19 protein-coding genes are annotated in these 18,082 nt (G+C 60.5%); 8 read left to right on the top strand and 11 right to left on the bottom strand.

Features of this window, described 5'->3' with window-relative positions; translation table 11 throughout:
- The first annotated feature begins 13 nt into the window (after positions 1–13).
- Genes dapE through BW43_RS00705 form a run of 3 tightly spaced genes read left to right on the top strand, consistent with a single transcriptional unit; the run spans position 14 to position 2,405 of the window.
- Positions 14–1,165 (top strand): succinyl-diaminopimelate desuccinylase, encoded by a 1,152-nt coding sequence (dapE, locus tag BW43_RS00715; protein ID WP_032891675.1) that lies wholly within the window; start codon positions 14–16, stop codon positions 1,163–1,165.
- Positions 1,165–1,974: a putative RNA methyltransferase gene (locus BW43_RS00710; RefSeq protein WP_032891677.1), complete on the top strand. Its 810-nt coding sequence runs from the start codon at positions 1,165–1,167 to the stop codon at positions 1,972–1,974. Before dapE ends, BW43_RS00710 begins: the two co-directional genes overlap by 1 nt.
- Positions 1,975–2,027: 53 nt before the next feature.
- Positions 2,028–2,405 (top strand): hypothetical protein, encoded by a 378-nt coding sequence (locus BW43_RS00705; protein WP_032891679.1) that lies wholly within the window; start codon positions 2,028–2,030, stop codon positions 2,403–2,405.
- 145 nt (positions 2,406–2,550) lie between these two features.
- Here BW43_RS00705 and BW43_RS00700 read toward each other — a convergent pair whose 3' ends face one another.
- On the bottom strand, positions 2,551–2,760 hold the full coding sequence (locus tag BW43_RS00700; protein WP_032891681.1) for a cold-shock protein: 210 nt from the start codon (positions 2,758–2,760) through the stop codon (positions 2,551–2,553).
- 184 nt (positions 2,761–2,944) lie between these two features.
- Between BW43_RS00700 and plsB the strand changes: the two genes are divergently transcribed.
- Genes plsB through BW43_RS00685 form a run of 3 tightly spaced genes read left to right on the top strand, consistent with a single transcriptional unit; the run spans position 2,945 to position 6,619 of the window.
- Positions 2,945–5,449 (top strand): glycerol-3-phosphate 1-O-acyltransferase PlsB, encoded by a 2,505-nt coding sequence (gene plsB, locus BW43_RS00695; protein ID WP_032891682.1) that lies wholly within the window; start codon positions 2,945–2,947, stop codon positions 5,447–5,449.
- Between the two features lie 51 nt (positions 5,450–5,500).
- Positions 5,501–5,902, top strand: a complete 402-nt coding sequence (locus BW43_RS00690; protein WP_032891684.1) for a YbaY family lipoprotein — start codon at positions 5,501–5,503, stop codon at positions 5,900–5,902.
- Positions 5,903–5,929: 27 nt separating this feature from the next.
- A complete protein-coding gene (locus BW43_RS00685) occupies positions 5,930–6,619 on the top strand; it encodes a DUF4197 domain-containing protein (protein WP_032891686.1) in 690 nt (229 codons plus the stop codon).
- Positions 6,620–6,656: 37 nt separating this feature from the next.
- Here the strand turns inward: BW43_RS00685 and BW43_RS00680 are convergent, their stop codons facing one another.
- Genes BW43_RS00680 through BW43_RS00670 form a run of 3 tightly spaced genes read right to left on the bottom strand, consistent with a single transcriptional unit; the run spans position 6,657 to position 11,425 of the window.
- Positions 6,657–7,250, bottom strand: coding sequence for a LysE family translocator (locus BW43_RS00680; protein WP_032891688.1), 594 nt, complete (start codon positions 7,248–7,250; stop codon positions 6,657–6,659).
- Positions 7,251–7,252: 2 nt separating this feature from the next.
- On the bottom strand, positions 7,253–10,318 hold the full coding sequence (locus tag BW43_RS00675) for an efflux RND transporter permease subunit (protein WP_032891691.1): 3,066 nt from the start codon (positions 10,316–10,318) through the stop codon (positions 7,253–7,255).
- 6 nt (positions 10,319–10,324) lie between these two features.
- On the bottom strand, positions 10,325–11,425 hold the full coding sequence (locus tag BW43_RS00670) for an efflux RND transporter periplasmic adaptor subunit (RefSeq protein ID WP_032891693.1): 1,101 nt from the start codon (positions 11,423–11,425) through the stop codon (positions 10,325–10,327).
- Positions 11,426–11,518: 93 nt separating this feature from the next.
- On the opposite strand from BW43_RS00670, the gene BW43_RS00665 reads away from it, so the two are divergent.
- A complete protein-coding gene (locus BW43_RS00665; protein ID WP_032891696.1) occupies positions 11,519–12,154 on the top strand; it encodes a TetR/AcrR family transcriptional regulator in 636 nt (211 codons plus the stop codon).
- A 3-nt stretch (positions 12,155–12,157) separates the two neighbouring features.
- On the opposite strand, the gene BW43_RS00660 is transcribed toward BW43_RS00665, so the two are convergent.
- Positions 12,158–12,940 carry a class I SAM-dependent methyltransferase gene (locus BW43_RS00660; RefSeq protein WP_032891699.1) on the bottom strand — a complete coding sequence of 261 codons (783 nt, stop codon included), beginning with the start codon at positions 12,938–12,940 and terminating at the stop codon, positions 12,158–12,160.
- Between the two features lie 96 nt (positions 12,941–13,036).
- Here BW43_RS00660 and BW43_RS00655 point away from each other — a divergent pair, with 96 nt between their 5' ends.
- Entirely contained in the window at positions 13,037–13,657 is a 621-nt protein-coding gene (locus BW43_RS00655) for a hypothetical protein (protein ID WP_032891702.1), read from the top strand.
- A gap of 3 nt (positions 13,658–13,660) precedes the next feature.
- On the opposite strand, the gene BW43_RS00650 is transcribed toward BW43_RS00655, so the two are convergent.
- From BW43_RS00650 to adk, 6 genes are all read right to left on the bottom strand, one after another.
- Positions 13,661–14,359: an extensin family protein gene (locus tag BW43_RS00650; protein WP_032891703.1), complete on the bottom strand. Its 699-nt coding sequence runs from the start codon at positions 14,357–14,359 to the stop codon at positions 13,661–13,663.
- A 3-nt stretch (positions 14,360–14,362) separates the two neighbouring features.
- On the bottom strand, positions 14,363–15,190 hold the full coding sequence (locus tag BW43_RS00645) for an oxaloacetate decarboxylase (protein WP_032891704.1): 828 nt from the start codon (positions 15,188–15,190) through the stop codon (positions 14,363–14,365).
- A 27-nt stretch (positions 15,191–15,217) separates the two neighbouring features.
- A complete protein-coding gene (locus BW43_RS00640; protein ID WP_032891705.1) occupies positions 15,218–16,078 on the bottom strand; it encodes a DUF72 domain-containing protein in 861 nt (286 codons plus the stop codon).
- The gene (locus tag BW43_RS00635; RefSeq protein ID WP_032891706.1) at positions 16,078–16,368 is read right to left on the bottom strand and encodes a hypothetical protein; all 291 of its coding nucleotides are present in this window, start codon (positions 16,366–16,368) and stop codon (positions 16,078–16,080) included. Before BW43_RS00635 ends, BW43_RS00640 begins: the two co-directional genes overlap by 1 nt.
- A 160-nt stretch (positions 16,369–16,528) precedes the next feature.
- Complete coding sequence (gene tsaB / locus BW43_RS00630; protein WP_032891708.1) at positions 16,529–17,215, bottom strand: tRNA (adenosine(37)-N6)-threonylcarbamoyltransferase complex dimerization subunit type 1 TsaB; 687 nt, start codon at positions 17,213–17,215, stop codon at positions 16,529–16,531.
- 90 nt (positions 17,216–17,305) lie between these two features.
- On the bottom strand, positions 17,306–17,953 hold the full coding sequence (adk, locus tag BW43_RS00625) for an adenylate kinase (RefSeq protein ID WP_003172225.1): 648 nt from the start codon (positions 17,951–17,953) through the stop codon (positions 17,306–17,308).
- Positions 17,954–18,082 lie beyond the last annotated feature (129 nt).

Here is an 18,082-nt window from a genome sequence, read left to right on the forward strand (position 1 = left end):
CCGGAGTTTTCCCATGACGGCCCATGCCGACCTTTCGCCGACCCTTCAACTTGCCATCGACCTGATCCGTCGCCCCTCGGTCACACCGATCGACGCCGATTGCCAGAAGCTGATGATGCAGCGCCTGGGCGACGCTGGTTTTGCGCTGGAGCCGATGCGCATCGAAGACGTGGACAACTTTTGGGCTACCCACGGTAAGCACGAAGGTCCGGTGCTGTGCTTCGCCGGTCACACTGACGTAGTGCCGACCGGCCCGGTACAGGCCTGGCAGAACGACCCGTTTGACGCGCTGATCGACGAAAACGGCATGCTCTGCGGGCGTGGCGCAGCCGACATGAAAGGCAGCCTCGCCGCGATGCTGGTGGCTTCGGAACGTTTTGTAGCCGACTACCCGGACCATAAGGGCTCGGTTGCCTTCCTGATCACCAGCGATGAAGAAGGCCCGGCGCACCACGGCACCAAAGCCGTGATCGAACGCCTGGCCGCGCGCAAAGAGCGCCTGGACTGGTGCATCGTCGGCGAACCGTCGAGCACCACCCTGGTAGGTGATGTGGTCAAGAACGGCCGTCGCGGCTCCCTCGGCGCTACGCTGACCGTACGCGGCGTGCAGGGCCATGTGGCCTACCCGCACCTGGCGAAGAACCCGATCCACCTGGCCGCACCGGCCCTGGCGGAATTGGCCGCCGAGCATTGGGACAACGGCAACACCTTTTTCCCGCCGACCAGCTTCCAGATCTCCAACCTCAATTCCGGCACTGGCGCCACCAACGTGATCCCCGGTGACCTGACGGCGGTGTTCAACTTCCGTTTCTCCACCGAATCCACCGTCGAAGGCCTGCAGCAACGCGTTGCAGCCATCCTCGACAAACATGGCCTGGATTGGCATGTGGAATGGGCGCTGTCGGGCCTGCCGTTCCTCACCGAACCAGGCGCTTTGCTCGACGCCGTGTCTGCCAGCATCAAGGCGATTACCGGTCGCGAGACCCTGGCGTCCACCAGCGGCGGTACGTCGGATGGCCGCTTCATCGCCACCCTCGGCACCCAAGTGGTCGAGCTGGGCCCGGTCAACGCGACGATCCATCAGGTCAACGAGCGCATCCTCGCCAGCGACCTCGATGTACTGACCGAAATTTATTACCAGACCCTGATCAAGTTGCTCGCCTGATGCTTGCTTGTCCCATTTGCAGCGCCCCGCTCAACGCGGTCGAAAACGGCGTAGCCTGCCCGGCGGGGCACCGGTTCGACCGGGCTCGCCAGGGTTACCTGAACCTGTTGCCGGTGCAGCACAAGAACAGCCGCGATCCGGGCGACAACCTGGCCATGGTCGAAGCACGCCGTGACTTCCTCAACGCCGGGCATTACGCCCCGGTGGCCAAGCGCCTCGCCGAACTGGCGGCTGAACGCGCACCGCAGCGCTGGGTCGACATCGGCTGTGGTGAGGGTTACTACACCGCGCAGATCGCCGATGCCTTGCCCCACGCCGACGGCTATGCCCTGGATATTTCCAAGGAAGCGGTCAAGCGTGCGTGCAAGCGCAACCCGAAGCTGACCTGGTTGATCGCCAGCATGGCACGCGTGCCGTTGGCCGATGCCAGCTGCCAGTTCCTCGCCAGCGTGTTCAGCCCGTTGGACTGGCAGGAAGCCAAACGCCTGCTCAGCCCCGGCGGCGGCCTGATGAAAGTCGGTCCTACGAGTGGCCACCTGATGGAGCTGCGCGAGCGTCTGTACGATGAAGTGCGCGAGTACACCGACGACAAACACCTGGCTCTGGTGCCAGACGGCATGAGCCTGGCGCACAGTGAAACCCTGGAGTTCACCCTGAGCCTGGCCGACCCCAAAGACCGCGCTAACCTGCTGGCCATGACACCCCACGGCTGGCGCGCCAGCGCCGAGCGCCGTGCCGAAGTGATCGAGGCTGCCGAGCCGTTGCTGGTCACCGTGTCGATGCGTTACGACTATTTCGTGCTTCAATAACCGACTTTAAGTATCCGCGAATGGATTTTCGAATCCCGCAACGAGGAATATCCATGCGCCAACCCGATATCGAGATTTACCTGAAGGACGCCGACGTCGACTACAAGGCCATCGCCGCCTGGCTGGGCGCCGCCCTGGGCCCGTGCACCGACTGGGTCCAGCGTGGCCAGACCTACAAGTGCAAGGCCGGTGACGTGCCGGTCACCTGGCTGCCCAAGGCTGTAGGCAAATGGAACAGCCTGTACCTGGAAAGTGACCAAACCCCGTGGGACGACGACATCGCCTGCGCCCGCGCCGCGTTTGCTGCACTGAACGTTGAAGTGCGCTGCGCGCCGGGGACGTGGGTCGAGGAAGAAGGTGAGGAAAGTGCCGACACCTGGATTCGCATCAGCGCAGACGGTGAAGAGCAGATCACCTGGAAAACTGCCTGAGCCTGAGCGGTAAACCACAATCAACATGTGGGAGGGGGCTTGCCCCCGATAGCGGTGTGTCAGCCAATGTGTTCAGTGACTGACACTCTGCAATCGGGGGCAAGCCCCCTCCCACATGGGTTCTGCGGTGTAACAAAAACCCGTATTACAAACCGACCACATCCTCCGCTTGCAAGCCCTTCTCGCCGGTCACCACGGCGTATTCCACCTGCTGGCCCTCGGCCAGGGAACGGTGGCCATCACCGCGAATAGCGCGGTAGTGCACGAACACATCCTTGCCATCTTCACGCTGAATAAAGCCATAGCCCTTTGCATCGTTGAACCACTTCACATTGCCGGTTTCGCGCGTTGCCATCTGTCTTACTCCCACGTACGTTTTTTTATTGTTGAGTCAGTCGCGTTGAACTGCCGAGTATAAGACAGGCTCAAAAACGATCAACTCAAGTTTACATCGCTGCTTTTTTGCCGATTTTCGGCGAATACGGCACACTACGCGCCCGAGCGCCTGCTCGGTTTTTTCCACTTGAAGCAGCTCGCCTATGACCCGCTCCCCGTTCCGCCGTCTGGTGTTTGGCACCTTGCGCCGACTGTTGTACCTCTGGGTTCGCTCGGAAACGATCAACCAGTCGTCCCTTACCCTCAACCTGGACCGCAGCCGGCCGGTGTTCTACGTCCTGCAATCGCCCTCCCTCACCGAATTGGCGGTGGTCGATGCCGAGTGCACCAAGGCCGGCCTGCCGCGCCCGGTGCTGCCAGTATCGGTTGGCCCGTTGATGGAGCCGGCGGCGTTCTTCTACCTCACGCCTGAACCGGACTGGCTCGGCCGTCAGGACAAGCGCGGCGCGCCGCCCACCCTGACTCGCCTGGTCAACACCCTGAGCGAACACGCCGAAGAGAATGCACAAATCATTCCGGTCAGTGTGTTCTGGGGCCAAACCCCGGCGAGCGAGTCCAGCCCGTGGAAACTGCTGTTTGCCGACAGTTGGGCCGTCACCGGCCGTCTACGCCGTCTGTTGAGCATCCTGATTCTTGGTCGCAAGACCCGTGTGCAATTCTCCGCGCCCATCAACCTGCGTGAATTGATCGAGCACAATAAAGGGCACGAACGCACTGTGCGCATGGCCCAGCGCATCCTGCGTGTGCACTTTCGTAACCTGAAGACAGCCGTAATCGGCCCCGACCTGTCTCACCGCCGCAACCTGGTCAAAGGCCTGGTGAATATGCCGCTGGTGCGTCAGGCGATCCTGGATGAAGCCGAACGGGAAAAAATCAGCCCCGAAAAAGCCAAGGCCCAGGCCCTGCGCTATGGCAACGAAATCGCCTCGGACTACACCTACACCGCGATCCGCTTCCTCGAAGTGGTGCTGAGTTGGTTCTGGAACAAAATCTACGACGGCATCAAGGTCAATAACATCGAGGGCGTGCAAAAGGTTGCCCAAGGCTACGAGGTGATTTACGTGCCTTGCCACCGCAGCCATATCGACTACCTGCTGCTGTCCTACCTGCTGTTCAAGAATGGCCTGACCCCGCCGCATATCGCCGCGGGCATCAACCTGAACATGCCGGTGATCGGCAGTTTGCTGCGCCGTGGCGGGGCGTTTTTCATGCGCCGCACCTTCAAAGGCAACCCGCTGTACACCTCGGTGTTCAACGAATACCTGCACACCCTGTTCACCAAGGGTTTCCCGGTTGAGTACTTCGTCGAAGGCGGACGCTCGCGTACCGGGCGCATGCTGCAACCGAAGACCGGGATGCTGGCGATCACGCTACGCAGTTTCCTGCGCTCCTCGCGTATGCCAATTGTGTTTGTGCCGGTGTATATCGGCTATGAACGCGTGCTGGAAGGCCGGACCTACCTCGGAGAACTACGCGGCGCGAGCAAGAAGAAGGAGTCGATTTTCGACATTTTCAAAGTGGTCGGCGCGCTCAAGCAGCGTTTTGGCCAGGTCGCGGTCAACTTCGGCGAGCCGATCAAGCTGGCGGAATTCCTCGACAGCGAACAACCCGACTGGCGCACACAGGAACTGTCCCCGAACTACAAGCCGGCGTGGCTCAACGAAACCACCAACCGCCTCAGCGAGCGGGTGGCCCGCCACTTGAACGAAGCGGCGGCGGTGAACCCGGTGAACCTAGTGGCCCTGGCGCTGCTGTCCACCACACGCCTGGCGTTGGACGAACAGGCCATGGCCCGCCAATTGGACCTGTACCTCGCGCTGCTGCGCCGCGTGCCTTACTCACCCCACACCACTCTGCCCGAGGGGGATGGCCTGGCGCTGATCAAGCACGTCAAGGACATGGACCTGCTGTCAGAACAGAGCGACGCCCTCGGCAAGATTGTCTACCTGGACGAGCAGCACGCCGTCCTGATGACCTACTACCGCAACAACGTGCTGCACATCTTTGCCCTGCCGGCGCTGCTGGCGAGTTTTTTCCAGAGCAGTTCGCGGATGAGCCGCGAACAAATTCTGCGCTACACCCACGCGCTGTACCCATACCTGCAATCGGAGCTGTTTATCCGCTGGTCGCTGGAGGAGTTGGACACTGTCGTCGACCAGTGGCTGGAAGCCTTTGTCGAACAAGGTCTGCTGCGCTTCGAAAACAACGTGTACTTGCGCCCGGCGCCAAGCTCGCGGCAATTCGTACTGCTGACGCTGCTGTCCAAGAGCATCGCCCAGACCCTGCAACGCTTCTACATGGCAATCTCGCTGCTGCTCAACAGCGGCCAGAACACCATCAGCGCCGAAGAGCTGGAGGACCTGTGCACGATCATGGCCCAGCGTCTGTCGATCCTGCATGGCCTCAATGCCCCGGAGTTCTTCGACAAGAGCCTTTTCCGACATTTCATCCAGACGCTGCTGGAACAAGATGTGCTGCGTCGCGATGAGGCCGGCAAACTGAGTTATCACGATCTGCTCGGCGAACTGGCAGAAGGCGCGGCCAAACGGGTGTTGCCGGCTGAGATTCGCCTGTCGATTCGCCAGGTGGCCCTGCATCGTGTTGATGGCGCAGCCGAACAACCGGATGAGCCTGAAGAAACCCGCTAGATTGAATAAGGCGCCAGCGGGATGCTGGCGTCGCTGACAAGGAGCCGCACCATGAAAAAGATCATCCTCCTGAGCCTGACCGCCCTGCTGGGAGCTTGCCAATCCATGACCCCTGCCCCCAAGGCCAGCCTCGATGGCGAAGTGTTTTACCTGCAACGCATCGCCCTGCCGCCAACAGCAACCTTGAGTGTCAGCCTGCAGGACGTGTCCCTTATGGACGCCCCGGCCGTGATCCTTGCGGAACAGAAAGGCCCGATCAAAGGCCAGGTACCGCTGCCGTTTCACCTGAATTACGACCCGGCACAGATTAAACCGGGCCACAGTTATTCGGTGAGTGCTCGCATCGAACAGGATGGCAAGCTACTGTTTATCACTACCGAACGTCACGCCGTGCAGCTCAACGGCCAGGATCCGCAGCCGCTGCGCCTGCGGGTTGATGCGGTCGCACACTGATATTTTCCAGATCATAAGGAAGCGCAAATGCTCCGTAATTCCCTTCGCCTCACTGCTCTGTGTGCCGGCCTGCTGCTCGGCGCCAACGCCATGGCCCTGGACCTGAGTAGCCTGTCCCAAGGCGACGCCAGCGGCGGCCTTAAGGATGCCCTGACCCAAGGCGCACAGATCGCAGTGAAACAACTGGGCAAACCCGGCGGTTTCAGCGACAACCCTGAAGTGAAGATCGGCCTGCCGGGCAAACTGGGCAAAGTTGCCGAGAAGTTGAAAATGTTCGGCATGGGCGACCAGGTTACGCAACTGGAAACCAGCATGAACAAAGCGGCTGAAACCGCTGTGACCCAGGCACAGCCGATCCTGGTCAACGCCGTGAAAAACATGAGCGTGACCGACGCTAAAGGCATTCTCAGCGGCGGCCAGGATTCGGCCACCCAATACCTGAACAAAAGCTCGCGCGATGCAATCCGCGCCAAGTTCCTGCCGATCGTCAAGGCCGCTACGGATAAGGTCGGCGTGGCCCAGCAGTACAACGCCCTGGCGGGCAAAGCGGCAGCCTTTGGTGCGGTGGATGCCAAGAGCGCCAACGTCGAAAACTACGTGACCGAACAGGCGCTGGATGGTTTGTTCAAGATGATTGCGCAGCAGGAAGAGACGATTCGCAAGAACCCGGCCGCTGCAGCGACGAGTTTGGCGAAGAAGGTGTTTGGAGCACTATAAGCAGCGCGAGGATCGCTCCCTGCAACGGGGAGCGATTCTAGTGAAAAACTGAATCGGCCAGTCGGCCCATCATCAAGGTTGCGAAGCAGCCAATGGCAATCGACGTGATTCGATTGATCTTCAAGGGCGTGAGCCAACTCTTCTGCATCCCTTCGAAGCGACTCCCCAACAACACCCAAGCGGCGCCTACCGGCACAACCACCAACGCCAATAACCCCATGAACTCGGCATAACCTTGCGCGGCGGTGAACGTATTGGACGGAGCGATAAAGGAAACGATCAGCAAGCCCTTGGGATTCATGACCGTCAACAAAAAGAAGTACAACCCGGTGAAGCGATCTTCGGCAGGGCTGATCTCGCTGTTCTTGCGCTGCCACAATTTGCACGACACATACAGCAGGTAGCACGCCGCCGCCAGTTGCGTCGCCTTCAACGCCCACGGTGAAAACGCCGCGAGATAGAGAAGCGCCACACCCCATGCCGACACTTGCAGCAAGTACGCCAGGCACTCGATTAGCACGAGCTTGCAGGATGCCCGAAACCCGAACAACACACCTGCGCGAAACAGCAGGGTGTTGGTAGGGCCAGGGGCAAGCAGTAGCAATATCAGGGCTGAAACAGTGGCCAACATGGTTACGCGACGTCCTTCCTCACTTTGAACCACGCAGCATACAGTGCCGGCAGGAACAATAGCGTCAACGCCGTCGCCACAATCAGCCCGCCCATGATCGCCACCGCCATCGGTCCGAAGAACACACTGCGAGACAGCGGGATCATCGCCAATACCGCCGCGAGTGCCGTCAGCACAATCGGGCGGAAGCGTCGGACGGTGGCTTCGATAATCGCCTGCCACGGCGCCAAGCCAGCCTTGATGTCTTGCTCGATCTGGTCCACCAAGATCACCGAGTTGCGCATGATCATGCCCGACAAGGCGATGGTCCCTAACATGGCTACGAAGCCAAAGGGCTGACGAAACACCAGCAGGAACAGCGTGACGCCGATCAAGCCCAGCGGCGCCGTGAGAAACACCATTGCCGTGCGTGAGAAGCTGCGCAGTTGCAGCATCAGCAAGGTCAGCACCACCACAATAAACAGCGGCACGCCGGCCTTCACCGAGTTCTGCCCGCGGGCGGAGTCCTCGACGGTACCGCCGACGTCCAGCAGGTAGCCATCCGGCAGTTCGGCCCGCACGCCTTCGAGGGTCGGCAGGATCTGCTGCACCAGCGTCGCCGGTTGTTCCTTGCCATAGATGTCGGCGCGCACGGTGACCGTCGGCAGGCGATTACGGTGCCAGATGATGCCTTCCTCGAATCCGTATTCGAGGGTGGCGATCTGCGACAGGGCCACGCTTTTACCGTTGTCGGTCGGCACCGCCAGGCTAGGCAGCAGCGACAGTTCGGTGCGTTCGTGGACCGTGCCGCGCAGGAGGATCTCGATCAATTCGTTGTCCTCCCGGTATTGGCTGACGCTTGAGCCGGTGAGTGAACTCTGCAGGAATTTCGACAGGTTGGCAGTGCTCACACCAAGGGCGCGGGCGCGGTCCTGGTCGATGTTCAGGTAGACAATTTTGCTCGGCTCTTCCCAGTCCAAGTGAACGTTGACCACGTGGGTATTTTCGCGAACCTTGGCGGCAACTTTCCGTGCAAGGGCGCGAACTTCCTCGATGTGTTCGCCGGTCACGCGAAACTGCACCGGATAACCCACGGGCGGGCCGTTTTCCAGGCGGGTGACGCGCGAACGCAGGTCGGGAAATTGTTCGTTGAGGGTTGCGATCAGCCAGGTGCGCAGGCTTTCGCGCTCTTCGATGGTTTTGGCCAGCACCACAAATTGCGCAAAGCTCGCGGCGGGCAGTTGCTGGTCCAACGGCAAGTAGAAACGCGGCGAACCGGTGCCGACGTAAGCCACGTAGTTCTCGATGCCGGCATGATCCTTGAGCAAGGCTTCCAGGCGTTTGACCTGATCGGCAGTGTTGCTCAGGGACGCGCCTTCGGCCAGTTTCAGGTCGACCATCAGCTCCTGGCGCCCCGAGGCCGGAAAGAACTGCTGCGGCACAAAGCGAAATAGCGCCACTGAGCCGATAAACAGCAGCAGTGTCAGTACGATCACGGTTTTACGTCGAGTGACGCACCACTCCACCAAACGCCTTACGCGCTGGTAGAACGGCGTTCCGTAGGGATCCGGGCCCTCAGCGCCATGTTTGGCTGCGTGAATCTTCGCCAGGTCCGGCAGGAGCTTTTCCCCCAGGTATGGCACGAACACCACCGCGGCGACCCACGAGGCCAGCAACGCGATGGTCACCACCTGGAAAATCGAACGGGTGTATTCGCCGGTGCTCGATTGCGCAGTGGCAATCGGCAGAAAACCTGCCGCCGTAATCAGCGTGCCGGTGAGCATCGGGAAGGCGGTGCTGGTCCAGGCGAAACTGGCGGCCTTGAGCCGGTCGTAGCCCTGCTCCATTTTGATTGCCATCATTTCCACGGCGATGATCGCGTCATCCACCAGCAAACCGAGGGCGAGTACCAGTGCGCCGAGGGAAATCTTGTGCAGGCCAATGCCGAGGTAATACATGGTGGCGAAGGTCATCGCCAGCACCAACGGAATCGCCAGGGCCACCACCATGCCGGTGCGTACGCCGAGGGAGAAGAAGCTCACCAGCAATACGATCGCCAATGCCTCGGCCAATACCTGCACGAATTCTCCAACACTGGTTTTCACCGCTGCCGGTTGGTCCGACACCTTGCGCAACTCCATGCCTGCCGGAAGGTTCTTCTGCAAACGTGCGAATTCGCCTTCTAGCGCCTTGCCCAATATCAGGATATCGCCGCCGTCGCGCATGGCCACGGCCAGACCGATTGCATCGGCGCCCATGTAACGCATGCGCGGTGCCGGCGGATCGTTGAAGCCACGGTGAATGTCAGCTACATCGCCGATACGAAAGGTCCGGTCGCCCACTCGAATCGGAAAGTCGCGGATCTCCTCCACTGTCTTGAAGTTGCCCGACACACGCAGTTGCACGCGCTCGCTCGGGGTTTCAAAGAAGCCGGCCGTGGACACCGCGTTCTGTTCCTGCAACGCCTGCTGCACCGCTGCCAATGGCAGGCCGAGGGTGGCGAGCTTGAGGTTGGACAGCTCGATCCAGATTTTCTCATCCTGTAGGCCGAGTAATTCCACCTTGCCCACATCCGCTACCCGTTGCAGCTGAATCTGGATGCGGTCGGCGTAATCCTTGAGCACGGCATAGTCGAAACCGCTGCCGGTCAGCGCGTAGATATTGCCGAAGGTGGTGCCGAATTCATCATTGAAAAACGGACCCTGGATATCCGGCGGCAAGGTCTGGCGGATGTCGCTAATCTTCTTGCGCACCTGGTACCACAGCTCAGGAATCTGCGCCGAGTGCATGGAGTCGCGGGCAATGAAGGTAACCGTGGACTCGCCAGGGCGCGAGAACGAGACAATGCGCTCGTACTCGCCGGTTTCCATCAGTTTTTTCTCGATGCGCTCGGTGACTTGACGCGAGACTTCCTGGGCCGTAGCACCGGGCCAGTTGGTCTTGATCACCATGGCTTTGAAGGTGAATGGCGGGTCTTCACTTTGTCCCAGCTTGGTGTAGGACAAGGTGCCAACCACGGCCAGCAGGATCATGAGGAACAGTACAATCTGGCGATTACGCAACGCCCATTCGGAAAGATTGAAACCCATCGGGGACTACTCCTTGGCCGCCAGATTCACGACACGGTTGGAGCGATCCACCGGGCGCACTTGCTGGCCCTCGTGGAGCACATGCACGCCCGCGGCGACCACCCAATCGGTGGGCTTCAAGCCTTCCAGCACCGGAACGGTTTTTTCGCCGAAGGCGCCAATGCGCACCGGTACGCGCTTGAGGGTATTGTCCGTTTCCACACGCCAGACGTAAGACGCGCCATTCTCCGCGCTGAGGGCAGACAGCGGCACCGACAGCGGAACGACACCCTCGGTCTGTATGAATACGCGAGCGCTTTGGCCCAATTCCGCCGGGACTTTACCGCCGGTAAACGCCACTCGGGCGGCAAAGGTGCGCGATTTTGGATCGGCTGCGGGAGACAGTTCACGGATGCGTCCCGTAAAACGCTGGTCCGGCTGGCTCCACAACTCCACGGCTACCGGCTGACCGATCTTGAAGCGACCAAAGCCTTGTTCGGGCAGGCTAATGAGCACTTCGCGCTCGCCATCGGTGGCCAGGGTGAACACGGTTTGGCCAGCCGACACCACTTGGCCGACCTCCACGGCGCGCTTAGCGACGACTCCATCCTGCGGGGCACGGAGCACGGCGTAACCGGCTTGGTTGCTGGCCACGTCGAATTCGGCCTTGATCTGCTTGAGGCGCGCTTCGCCGGATCGGTAGAGGTTTTCGGAATTGTCGTACTGAGAACGGCTGACCATCTGACGGTCCATCAGGGTCTTATAGCGATCGCGCTCGGCGCGGACCAGGCTCAGGTTAGCTTGGGCAGCGGCGACTTGGGCGCGGGTAGCCTCCAGTTGCAGGCGCACGTCCTGGGGGTCGAGTTCCGCCAACGGTTGGTTGGCCTTGACGCGTTCACCCTCTTCAACCAGGCGTTTGCTGACTTTGCCACCGATGCGAAAGGCCAGGTCCGGCTCATAGCGAGCCCGCACTTCTCCGGGGTAGCTGTCCATCGACTGTGCCGACGGTTGCGGTTGCACCACCATGGCAGGGCGGACGGTGATCTGGGCCGATTCTTCATGGCCGCAGGCGGCCAAAATTAAGACCAGGCTGACAGGCAACGCAAAGGGCAGGAAAGTGCTGCGCATGCTGAAGGACCTTTCGCAAATGAAGCTAGGAATAATTATACTGGCCAGTATGTTATTAATACCAAACTCACCAGTCCAGTATTAAAGGTGAAAATGTCCGACAATCGCGTTAACACCAATAGCCCCGGGCGTCCCAAGGACATGGCAAAACGCCAGGCAATTCTTCAGGCAGCGAAAACTCTGTTTTTGGGGAATGGTTATGCCAGCACCAGCATGGATGCCGTAGCCCTTGAGGCAGGCGTGTCGAAACTGACCGTCTACAGCCACTTCACCGACAAAGAGACCTTGTTCACCGCCGCCGTGGTGGCGACATGCGAAGAGCAGCTACCGGTGATGTACTTCGAGCTGCCGGAGGGCATGCCAGTCGAGACGGTGTTGCTGAATATCGCGCGCGGTTTTCATCGGCTGATCAACAGCGAGGAGTCGGTGAACCTGCATCGTTTGATGATGACCACCGGCAATCAGGACGTGAAACTCTCACAGATCTTTTTCGAAGCCGGGCCCATGCGCATGCTCCAGGGCATGGAGCGCCTGCTCAGCAAGATCGACCAGAGCGGTGCCCTGAGCATCGACAAACCTTTCACGGCGGCCGAGCACTTCTTCTGCCTGCTCAAGGGCACGGCAAATTTCTGCCTGCTGTATGGCTGCGGCGGGCATCTGAGTGAACACGCCGCCGAAGCCCATGTGCAGGAGGTAGTAGGGTTGTTTATGCGGGCGTACAGGCCTTGAACATCAGGCTTTGAGCGCTTTTTTGGGATAGATGTCATACCGGCTGGACTTGCCGTCCAGCGCATGGCTCGGCTTTGGTCCCTCGATGCACGGCGCCTTGCGGGGGCGCTTGACCACCACGCGATGGCTGGCCAGGGCCAGGGCGGCGGCCAACAAGGCTGGCGCATCCGGATCATCACCCACCAGCGGCCGAAACAGGCGCATTTCCTTCTTCACCAAGGCGGTTTTCTCACGGTGAGGGAACATTGGGTCGAGGTAGATCACCTGGGGCGGCTCGCCTTCCCAGTTGAGCATAACGTCGATGGAGTTGCCCTTGAGCAGCTTCATGCGTGCCACGATTGGCGCGACTTCAAAGTCATCTGCACCACGCGCCAGGCCGTCTTCAAGCAAAGCGCCGATCAACGGCTGGCGCTCGATCAGGCTCATCTCACAGCCCAGGCTGGCCAGCACAAACGCGTCCTTGCCCAGGCCTGCCGTGGCGTCCAGCACCCGAGGGCGCACGCCTTGGGCGATGCCTACGGCTTTAGCGATCATCTGCCCGCTGCCGCCACCATAGAGTCGACGATGAGCTGCACCTCCCTCAACAAAGTCCACCCGCACCGGGCCCGGCGCGTCAGGACCTAGCTGTTGCAGCTGTAGGCCATGCTCGCCAACTTGCAGGGAAAAGTCCGCGTCCGCGAGCTGTAAAGGCAAGCCAAGCAGAGATGCCCACTGCTCGGCGCGGCCCTTAAAACCTTCGCCCAAAGCCTCGACCTGGATGCGGCTGGCCGCTGGTTGTTCGCTCATGAATCACTACGCTCAAAAATATTAAGGATCGGCAAACAGCGGCCGATAAAAATAACAGTCAGGTATTTTGCCAGAGCTGAGCGTCGACCGAGAAAAATGTCAGACATTCTCCCCCTAACCATCGGTGTACTGCCGACCCATAACCATTACGGCCTGCGCAATACTCAAGCGCTGGCCGGGGTGAGTCATGTGTGGCAAGACTTCTTCGCCCGAGCGCTGGCCGAGCAGCTCGGCGATACGCCGGGCGCGCTGGCCGCCCAGGCGCCGGCGCCGGTGGACCCTGCGGTAGAACCCCACGAAGGCGCCGACCTGCTGTCGCAGATCCTCACGCAGCGTGAGTGCGACGTGAAGGACACTGAAATCGCTCCGCCTGAGCCACTTTTCCTGCCGATCGCCGAATTCGAAACCGAGTTGCTGCCACCGGCTGCGACTCCGTTCCCGGACGAAGAAATCGTCGCCCAGCAGCGCCAACAGAACTTCGAAAGCGCTTGGGTACGCCCCATCGTCCTCACCGCAGGCCAACCGCTGCCCGAGCCTAGCCCGGCGCCGCAACCTCGCCCTCTGCACCTGCCGATCGCGGAGTTCGAACTGGACTTGCTGCCGCCGCCCGCCACGCCGTACCCGATCGAAGAGCTGGTGGCCCAACAAAAGGCCTTGGACTTCGACTACCACTGGGCACGCCCACTGATCGCCAACAACCTGCGCCTGGCGGCCTGAGCCTTAGCGACACACCCACCAACGCCCCATGTCCAGATGGAAATGGTTGCGGTGCGCGGCGTTGTAATCCGGGCTCAACACCACGTTGAAATCATCACAGGCACCATCGCGCACCTGACGTAAAAACCGTGCGCTGGCGCCCTCCCCCGGCCAATCCTTGAGCACGCTGATACTGCGCCCATCCGCCAGCCGAAACCCGGCGATATCCAGGGCATTGGCCGAAGCATGCTGGCTGAGCCGCCCCTCGGCCCGACCATAGATATTGCGGCAGGCAAAGCTGCCCAAGTGATCGACCCGCGTGACCGCCTGGCCGAACACCGCCTGCGCCGCCGGTTGCAGGCTGTGGCGCTCAAACAGTGCGAACGCCACCGCCAACGGGCAACTGGCGAGAAAGCTGCTGCTTAATGCCACTTCTGCGCCCTGCACGCGCAAGGTATTGCGCAAAGGGCAGGCGGCGTCTGCGGGCGTGTCCGCCTGATGACTGACACGCAGACCGGACGTTTTCAGCACCTCGTCGCACAACGCCGGATCCTCCTGCAGGCGACCCAGTTTGTAGCGGGTCAACAGGTTCGGACTGGCACGCACGTCGAGCGGCGCCCACGGGTTCCACTCAGCGGGCAGCGGCACCCAGCCTCGCCATACGCCCACGGCAACAGCACCGCCGAGCAGCAGCAACACGCCCAATATTTTGAAAAAACGCACCGCTTAGCCCTTGAAGAACTGATTGGCCGTGCTGAAGGGCATCGAGCGTTCAGTAAAGCTGAACGTGCCCAGTTCATAGACTTCCTGGGCCGCCCGGTAGAATTCACCATAAGCCGCCAGCGCCATGGCCGATCCCACGCTGATGCGCTTCACTCCCATCGCGCTCAATTGCGCCACGCTGAGTTTCAGCCCACCGGACATCAATACATTCACAGGCTTTGGCGCCACGGCCTTGACCACCGCCAACACCTCATCGGCGCTGCGCAAGGCCGGCGCATACAGCACGTCAGCACCCGCTTCGGCGTAGGCCTGCAGACGGCGAATGGTGTCAGGTAAATCCAGGCGACCATGCAGGAGGTTTTCCGCACGGGCCGTCAGGGTGAAGGGGAATGGCAGACTGCGAGCGGCGGCGACGGCGGCTTCCACACGTTCCACTGAGAGGTCAAAGGGGTAGATCGGGTCGGCGCTGATACCTGTGGCATCTTCGATGGAGCCGCCGACAATGCCGCTGGCAGCAGCGCGCAGGATGGTTTGGGCACAGCCTTCGGGGGTATCACTGAAGCCGTTTTCCAGGTCGGCTGCCACCGGCAGTGCGGTGGCCTTGGCGATCATGGCGGCATTGAGCAAGGTGTCTTCCAGGGACAACGCCCCTTCCGCATCCGGGCGCCCCAGGCTGAACGCGTAACCCGCACTGGTCGTGGCGAGAGCTTCAAAGCCGAGGCTGGCGAGCATTACTGCGGAGCCTGCGTCCCAAGGATTGGGCATCACGAAGGCGCGGTCGCGCTCATGCAAGGCCTTGAAGGTTTCGGCGCGTCGGGTTTGGGCATCCATGACTGAATCCTGGCGAAAAAAGGAGCCTTAGAGTAACCCCAGTTGTTCGACTTCGGGTTGCCGATCCAATGTCGGCAACGCGGGCAAGCCAGGCAGACGCGCCATCAGCTGGGCGTGGAAGCGCAGTGCCAGTTGCGCGGCGAGCCGGTTATCCGAGGTGTGCAGGAACACATAGGGCGTGCGGCCCTCTTCGATCCAGCCGGCAATTTTCTCCACCCATGGGATCAGGAACGGGTCGTTAGCCTCAAGCTCGGGATGGCCAATAAATCGCACTTGGGGAAACTGGGTCAGCGCGGCCGGGCGTGTGGGCACCTTGGGCTTTTTTGATTGGGCATGCAGCACCGCTGCCGATGTGGACGTGCAACTGAACAATGCGCGCGGGTCGAGGCAGATACGTTCGACGCCACGGTCGCGCAGCAGACGGTTGAGCATGCGCTCGGCATCGCCCTTGGCGAAGAACTCCGGGTGGCGCACTTCCACTGCCAGCGGGCGCTCCAGTCCATCAATAAAACCGGCCAGTTCCGCCAGGCGCTTCGGCGAGAAACTCGCCGACAGTTGCAGCCACAACGGCGAAACCCGCTCACCGAGCGGGCTCATCAAACTGACAAAGCTTTCTGCCGCTGGCAATTGCTCACGCAAGTCGCCGCCATGGCTGATATCACCTGGAAACTTGGCTGTGAAACGAAAATCGTCGGGCATGATGTCGGCCCAGCGCTGCACGGTGGCGGCCGAAGGGCGGGCGTAGAACGTGGTATTGCCTTCAACCGCATTAAAGACTTGGGAATAGAGGGCAAGGTAGTCGCTGGAGCGTGCATCGGCGGGATACAGGTACTCGCGCCAGGCGTTTTCGCTCCAGGACGGGCAACCGAGGTAGTAAGGCAGGCGCATCAGATGTGGATGTCGAGGCCCAACACTTCCATATCCCATTCGACAAAGCCGGCGGTGGTCAGGTAGCTGGCCAGGGCAGTGGCAACGCTTTTGCTCATCGAGCGCGGGAAAACCATGTCTTGTTGACGGGCGGGAAGACCGCTGAGTCGCGCTTGGGCGTTGGACTGTGCATCGGGCTGGACTTCGATGAAGTCCGGTGAGTCTTCGACGGACTCGTCTACCGTGACGTTCGCCTTACGTGGCTTACGTTTGATTGGGTAGGACTGTGAGGAAAAGCCGTCTATACGCATCGATGCGAACTCGGTATCGGTGATGGCATTTTAGTGGCGCAATCCGTAGCGCGCAAATGCTCTGGTGATAACTAGAACACATAATTTGAAAAAGGTTTAAAACCCGTGGCAAATTCTGACGATTGGCGACTTTTGCCTCACATTGCCATCATTTTTGGCGTCAAATAATCCCGCGTTCGGCTTTGGTTTGAGCCACTTTATCGCGTAGATAAACCGGCGCAGCCTGATCCGCAGGAATCGCCTCGCCACGCTCAAACGCGAAGCGCGCCAGGGTCAGCAGATCTTCCGCGTGAGGCAACATGGCGGCGTCCTGGCCAACCCGTTGAACGCCGATACGCTCGCCGTAGCCCCAGCCAGTGCCCGCACCAAACCAGTCGCCGCTAGCATCGTCCGGCAATACTGACGATTCCGGTGACTGCACAGCTTCCACGCCCACCAGACGCATCTCGCCAGCGGTTTCGCGGTAGCAACCCCAATAGACCTCATCCATCCGCGCATCAATGGCAGCTGCGACTTGCGAAGCGCCATGCTCACGCAATGCGCGCTGGGCCAGCACCGCAAGGTTGGAGACCGGTAATACCGGGCGCTCCAGGGCAAATGCCAGGCCCTGGACTACGCCAATGGCGATCCGCACACCGGTAAACGCCCCCGGACCACGACCAAAAGCGATGGCATCGACAGCAGCCAGGGTGGTGCCCGCCTCTTCCAGCAGTTGCTTGATCATCGGCAACAGCTTCTGCGCGTGCAGGCGCGGGATCACCTCGTAGTGGCTCGTAACGATGCCATCGTGCAGCAAGGCAACGGAGCAAGCTTCAGTCGCGGTGTCCAGGGCCAGCAGGGTGCTCATCGGTGTGGGTGTCCAAGTCGAAAAAAAGTGCGCCAGTATAAACAACAACGGCCCGCAAGCGGGCCGTTGTTGAGCGAGCCGATCGAAGGATCAGCTCAGTGCTTGCAGCACCTTGGCAGTGATGGCTTCTACCGAGCCAACGCCAGGGATGTGGCTGTACTTCGGCTTGCCCTGGGCAGCGGACAGCTTCTGGTAGAAATCTACCAATGGCTTGGTCTGCGAGTGGTAGACCGACAGGCGATGACGCACGGTTTCTTCAGTGTCGTCTTTACGCTGCACCAGGTCTTCACCGGTGACATCGTCCTTGCCTTCAACCTTCGGCGGGTTGTAGACGACGTGGTACACGCGGCCCGAGCCCTCGTGAACGCGACGACCGGCAATACGCTGGACGATTTCTTCGTCTTCAACGGCGATTTCGACCACAGCATCCAGCTCAACGCCGGCCTTCACCAGGGCTTCAGCCTGGGGAATGGTGCGTGGGAAGCCGTCGAACAGGAAACCGTTCTTGCAGTCTTCCTGGCTGATGCGTTCCTTGACCAGGTTGATGATCAGGTCATCGGAGACCAGGCCGCCGCTGTCCATCACGCTCTTGGCGATCAGGCCCAGCTCGGTGCCAGCCTTGACGGCCGCACGCAGCATGTCGCCGGTGGAGATTTGTGGAATGCCGAATTTTTCAGTGATGAACTTTGCCTGAGTACCTTTACCGGCCCCGGGAGCTCCCAGCAGAATGACGCGCATCGATGTGCTCCTCAATTTTTTATATAGAGATGACGCTCGGATTCACCGCGTGGGGGCAAATCTCGTAGAAGTATGGCTCGTAAAAATAGGATTCCGGCCGCCCAAACGGCCAAAGGCTGATCAAGATAC

The sequence above is a fragment of the Pseudomonas sp. RIT357 genome, from assembly GCF_000632245.1.
In the GTDB taxonomy this organism is placed as follows: domain Bacteria; phylum Pseudomonadota; class Gammaproteobacteria; order Pseudomonadales; family Pseudomonadaceae; genus Aquipseudomonas; species Aquipseudomonas sivasensis.

Excerpts from the sequence above, each read along its gene's own strand:
- dapE (WP_032891675.1), top strand. The coding sequence starts at position 14 with ATGACGGCCCATGCCGACCTTTCGCCGACCCTTCAACTTGCCATCGAC.
- BW43_RS00710 (WP_032891677.1), top strand. The coding sequence starts at position 1,165 with ATGCTTGCTTGTCCCATTTGCAGCGCCCCGCTCAACGCGGTCGAAAAC.
- BW43_RS00705 (WP_032891679.1), top strand. The coding sequence starts at position 2,028 with ATGCGCCAACCCGATATCGAGATTTACCTGAAGGACGCCGACGTCGAC.
- BW43_RS00700 (WP_032891681.1), bottom strand. The coding sequence starts at position 2,760 with ATGGCAACGCGCGAAACCGGCAATGTGAAGTGGTTCAACGATGCAAAG.
- plsB (WP_032891682.1), top strand. The coding sequence starts at position 2,945 with ATGACCCGCTCCCCGTTCCGCCGTCTGGTGTTTGGCACCTTGCGCCGA.
- BW43_RS00690 (WP_032891684.1), top strand. The coding sequence starts at position 5,501 with ATGAAAAAGATCATCCTCCTGAGCCTGACCGCCCTGCTGGGAGCTTGC.
- BW43_RS00685 (WP_032891686.1), top strand. The coding sequence starts at position 5,930 with ATGCTCCGTAATTCCCTTCGCCTCACTGCTCTGTGTGCCGGCCTGCTG.
- BW43_RS00680 (WP_032891688.1), bottom strand. The coding sequence starts at position 7,250 with ATGTTGGCCACTGTTTCAGCCCTGATATTGCTACTGCTTGCCCCTGGC.
- BW43_RS00675 (WP_032891691.1), bottom strand. The coding sequence starts at position 10,318 with ATGGGTTTCAATCTTTCCGAATGGGCGTTGCGTAATCGCCAGATTGTA.
- BW43_RS00670 (WP_032891693.1), bottom strand. The coding sequence starts at position 11,425 with ATGCGCAGCACTTTCCTGCCCTTTGCGTTGCCTGTCAGCCTGGTCTTA.
- BW43_RS00665 (WP_032891696.1), top strand. The coding sequence starts at position 11,519 with ATGTCCGACAATCGCGTTAACACCAATAGCCCCGGGCGTCCCAAGGAC.
- BW43_RS00660 (WP_032891699.1), bottom strand. The coding sequence starts at position 12,940 with ATGAGCGAACAACCAGCGGCCAGCCGCATCCAGGTCGAGGCTTTGGGC.
- BW43_RS00655 (WP_032891702.1), top strand. The coding sequence starts at position 13,037 with ATGTCAGACATTCTCCCCCTAACCATCGGTGTACTGCCGACCCATAAC.
- BW43_RS00645 (WP_032891704.1), bottom strand. The coding sequence starts at position 15,190 with ATGGATGCCCAAACCCGACGCGCCGAAACCTTCAAGGCCTTGCATGAG.
- BW43_RS00640 (WP_032891705.1), bottom strand. The coding sequence starts at position 16,078 with ATGCGCCTGCCTTACTACCTCGGTTGCCCGTCCTGGAGCGAAAACGCC.
- BW43_RS00635 (WP_032891706.1), bottom strand. The coding sequence starts at position 16,368 with ATGCGTATAGACGGCTTTTCCTCACAGTCCTACCCAATCAAACGTAAG.
- tsaB (WP_032891708.1), bottom strand. The coding sequence starts at position 17,215 with ATGAGCACCCTGCTGGCCCTGGACACCGCGACTGAAGCTTGCTCCGTT.
- adk (WP_003172225.1), bottom strand. The coding sequence starts at position 17,953 with ATGCGCGTCATTCTGCTGGGAGCTCCCGGGGCCGGTAAAGGTACTCAG.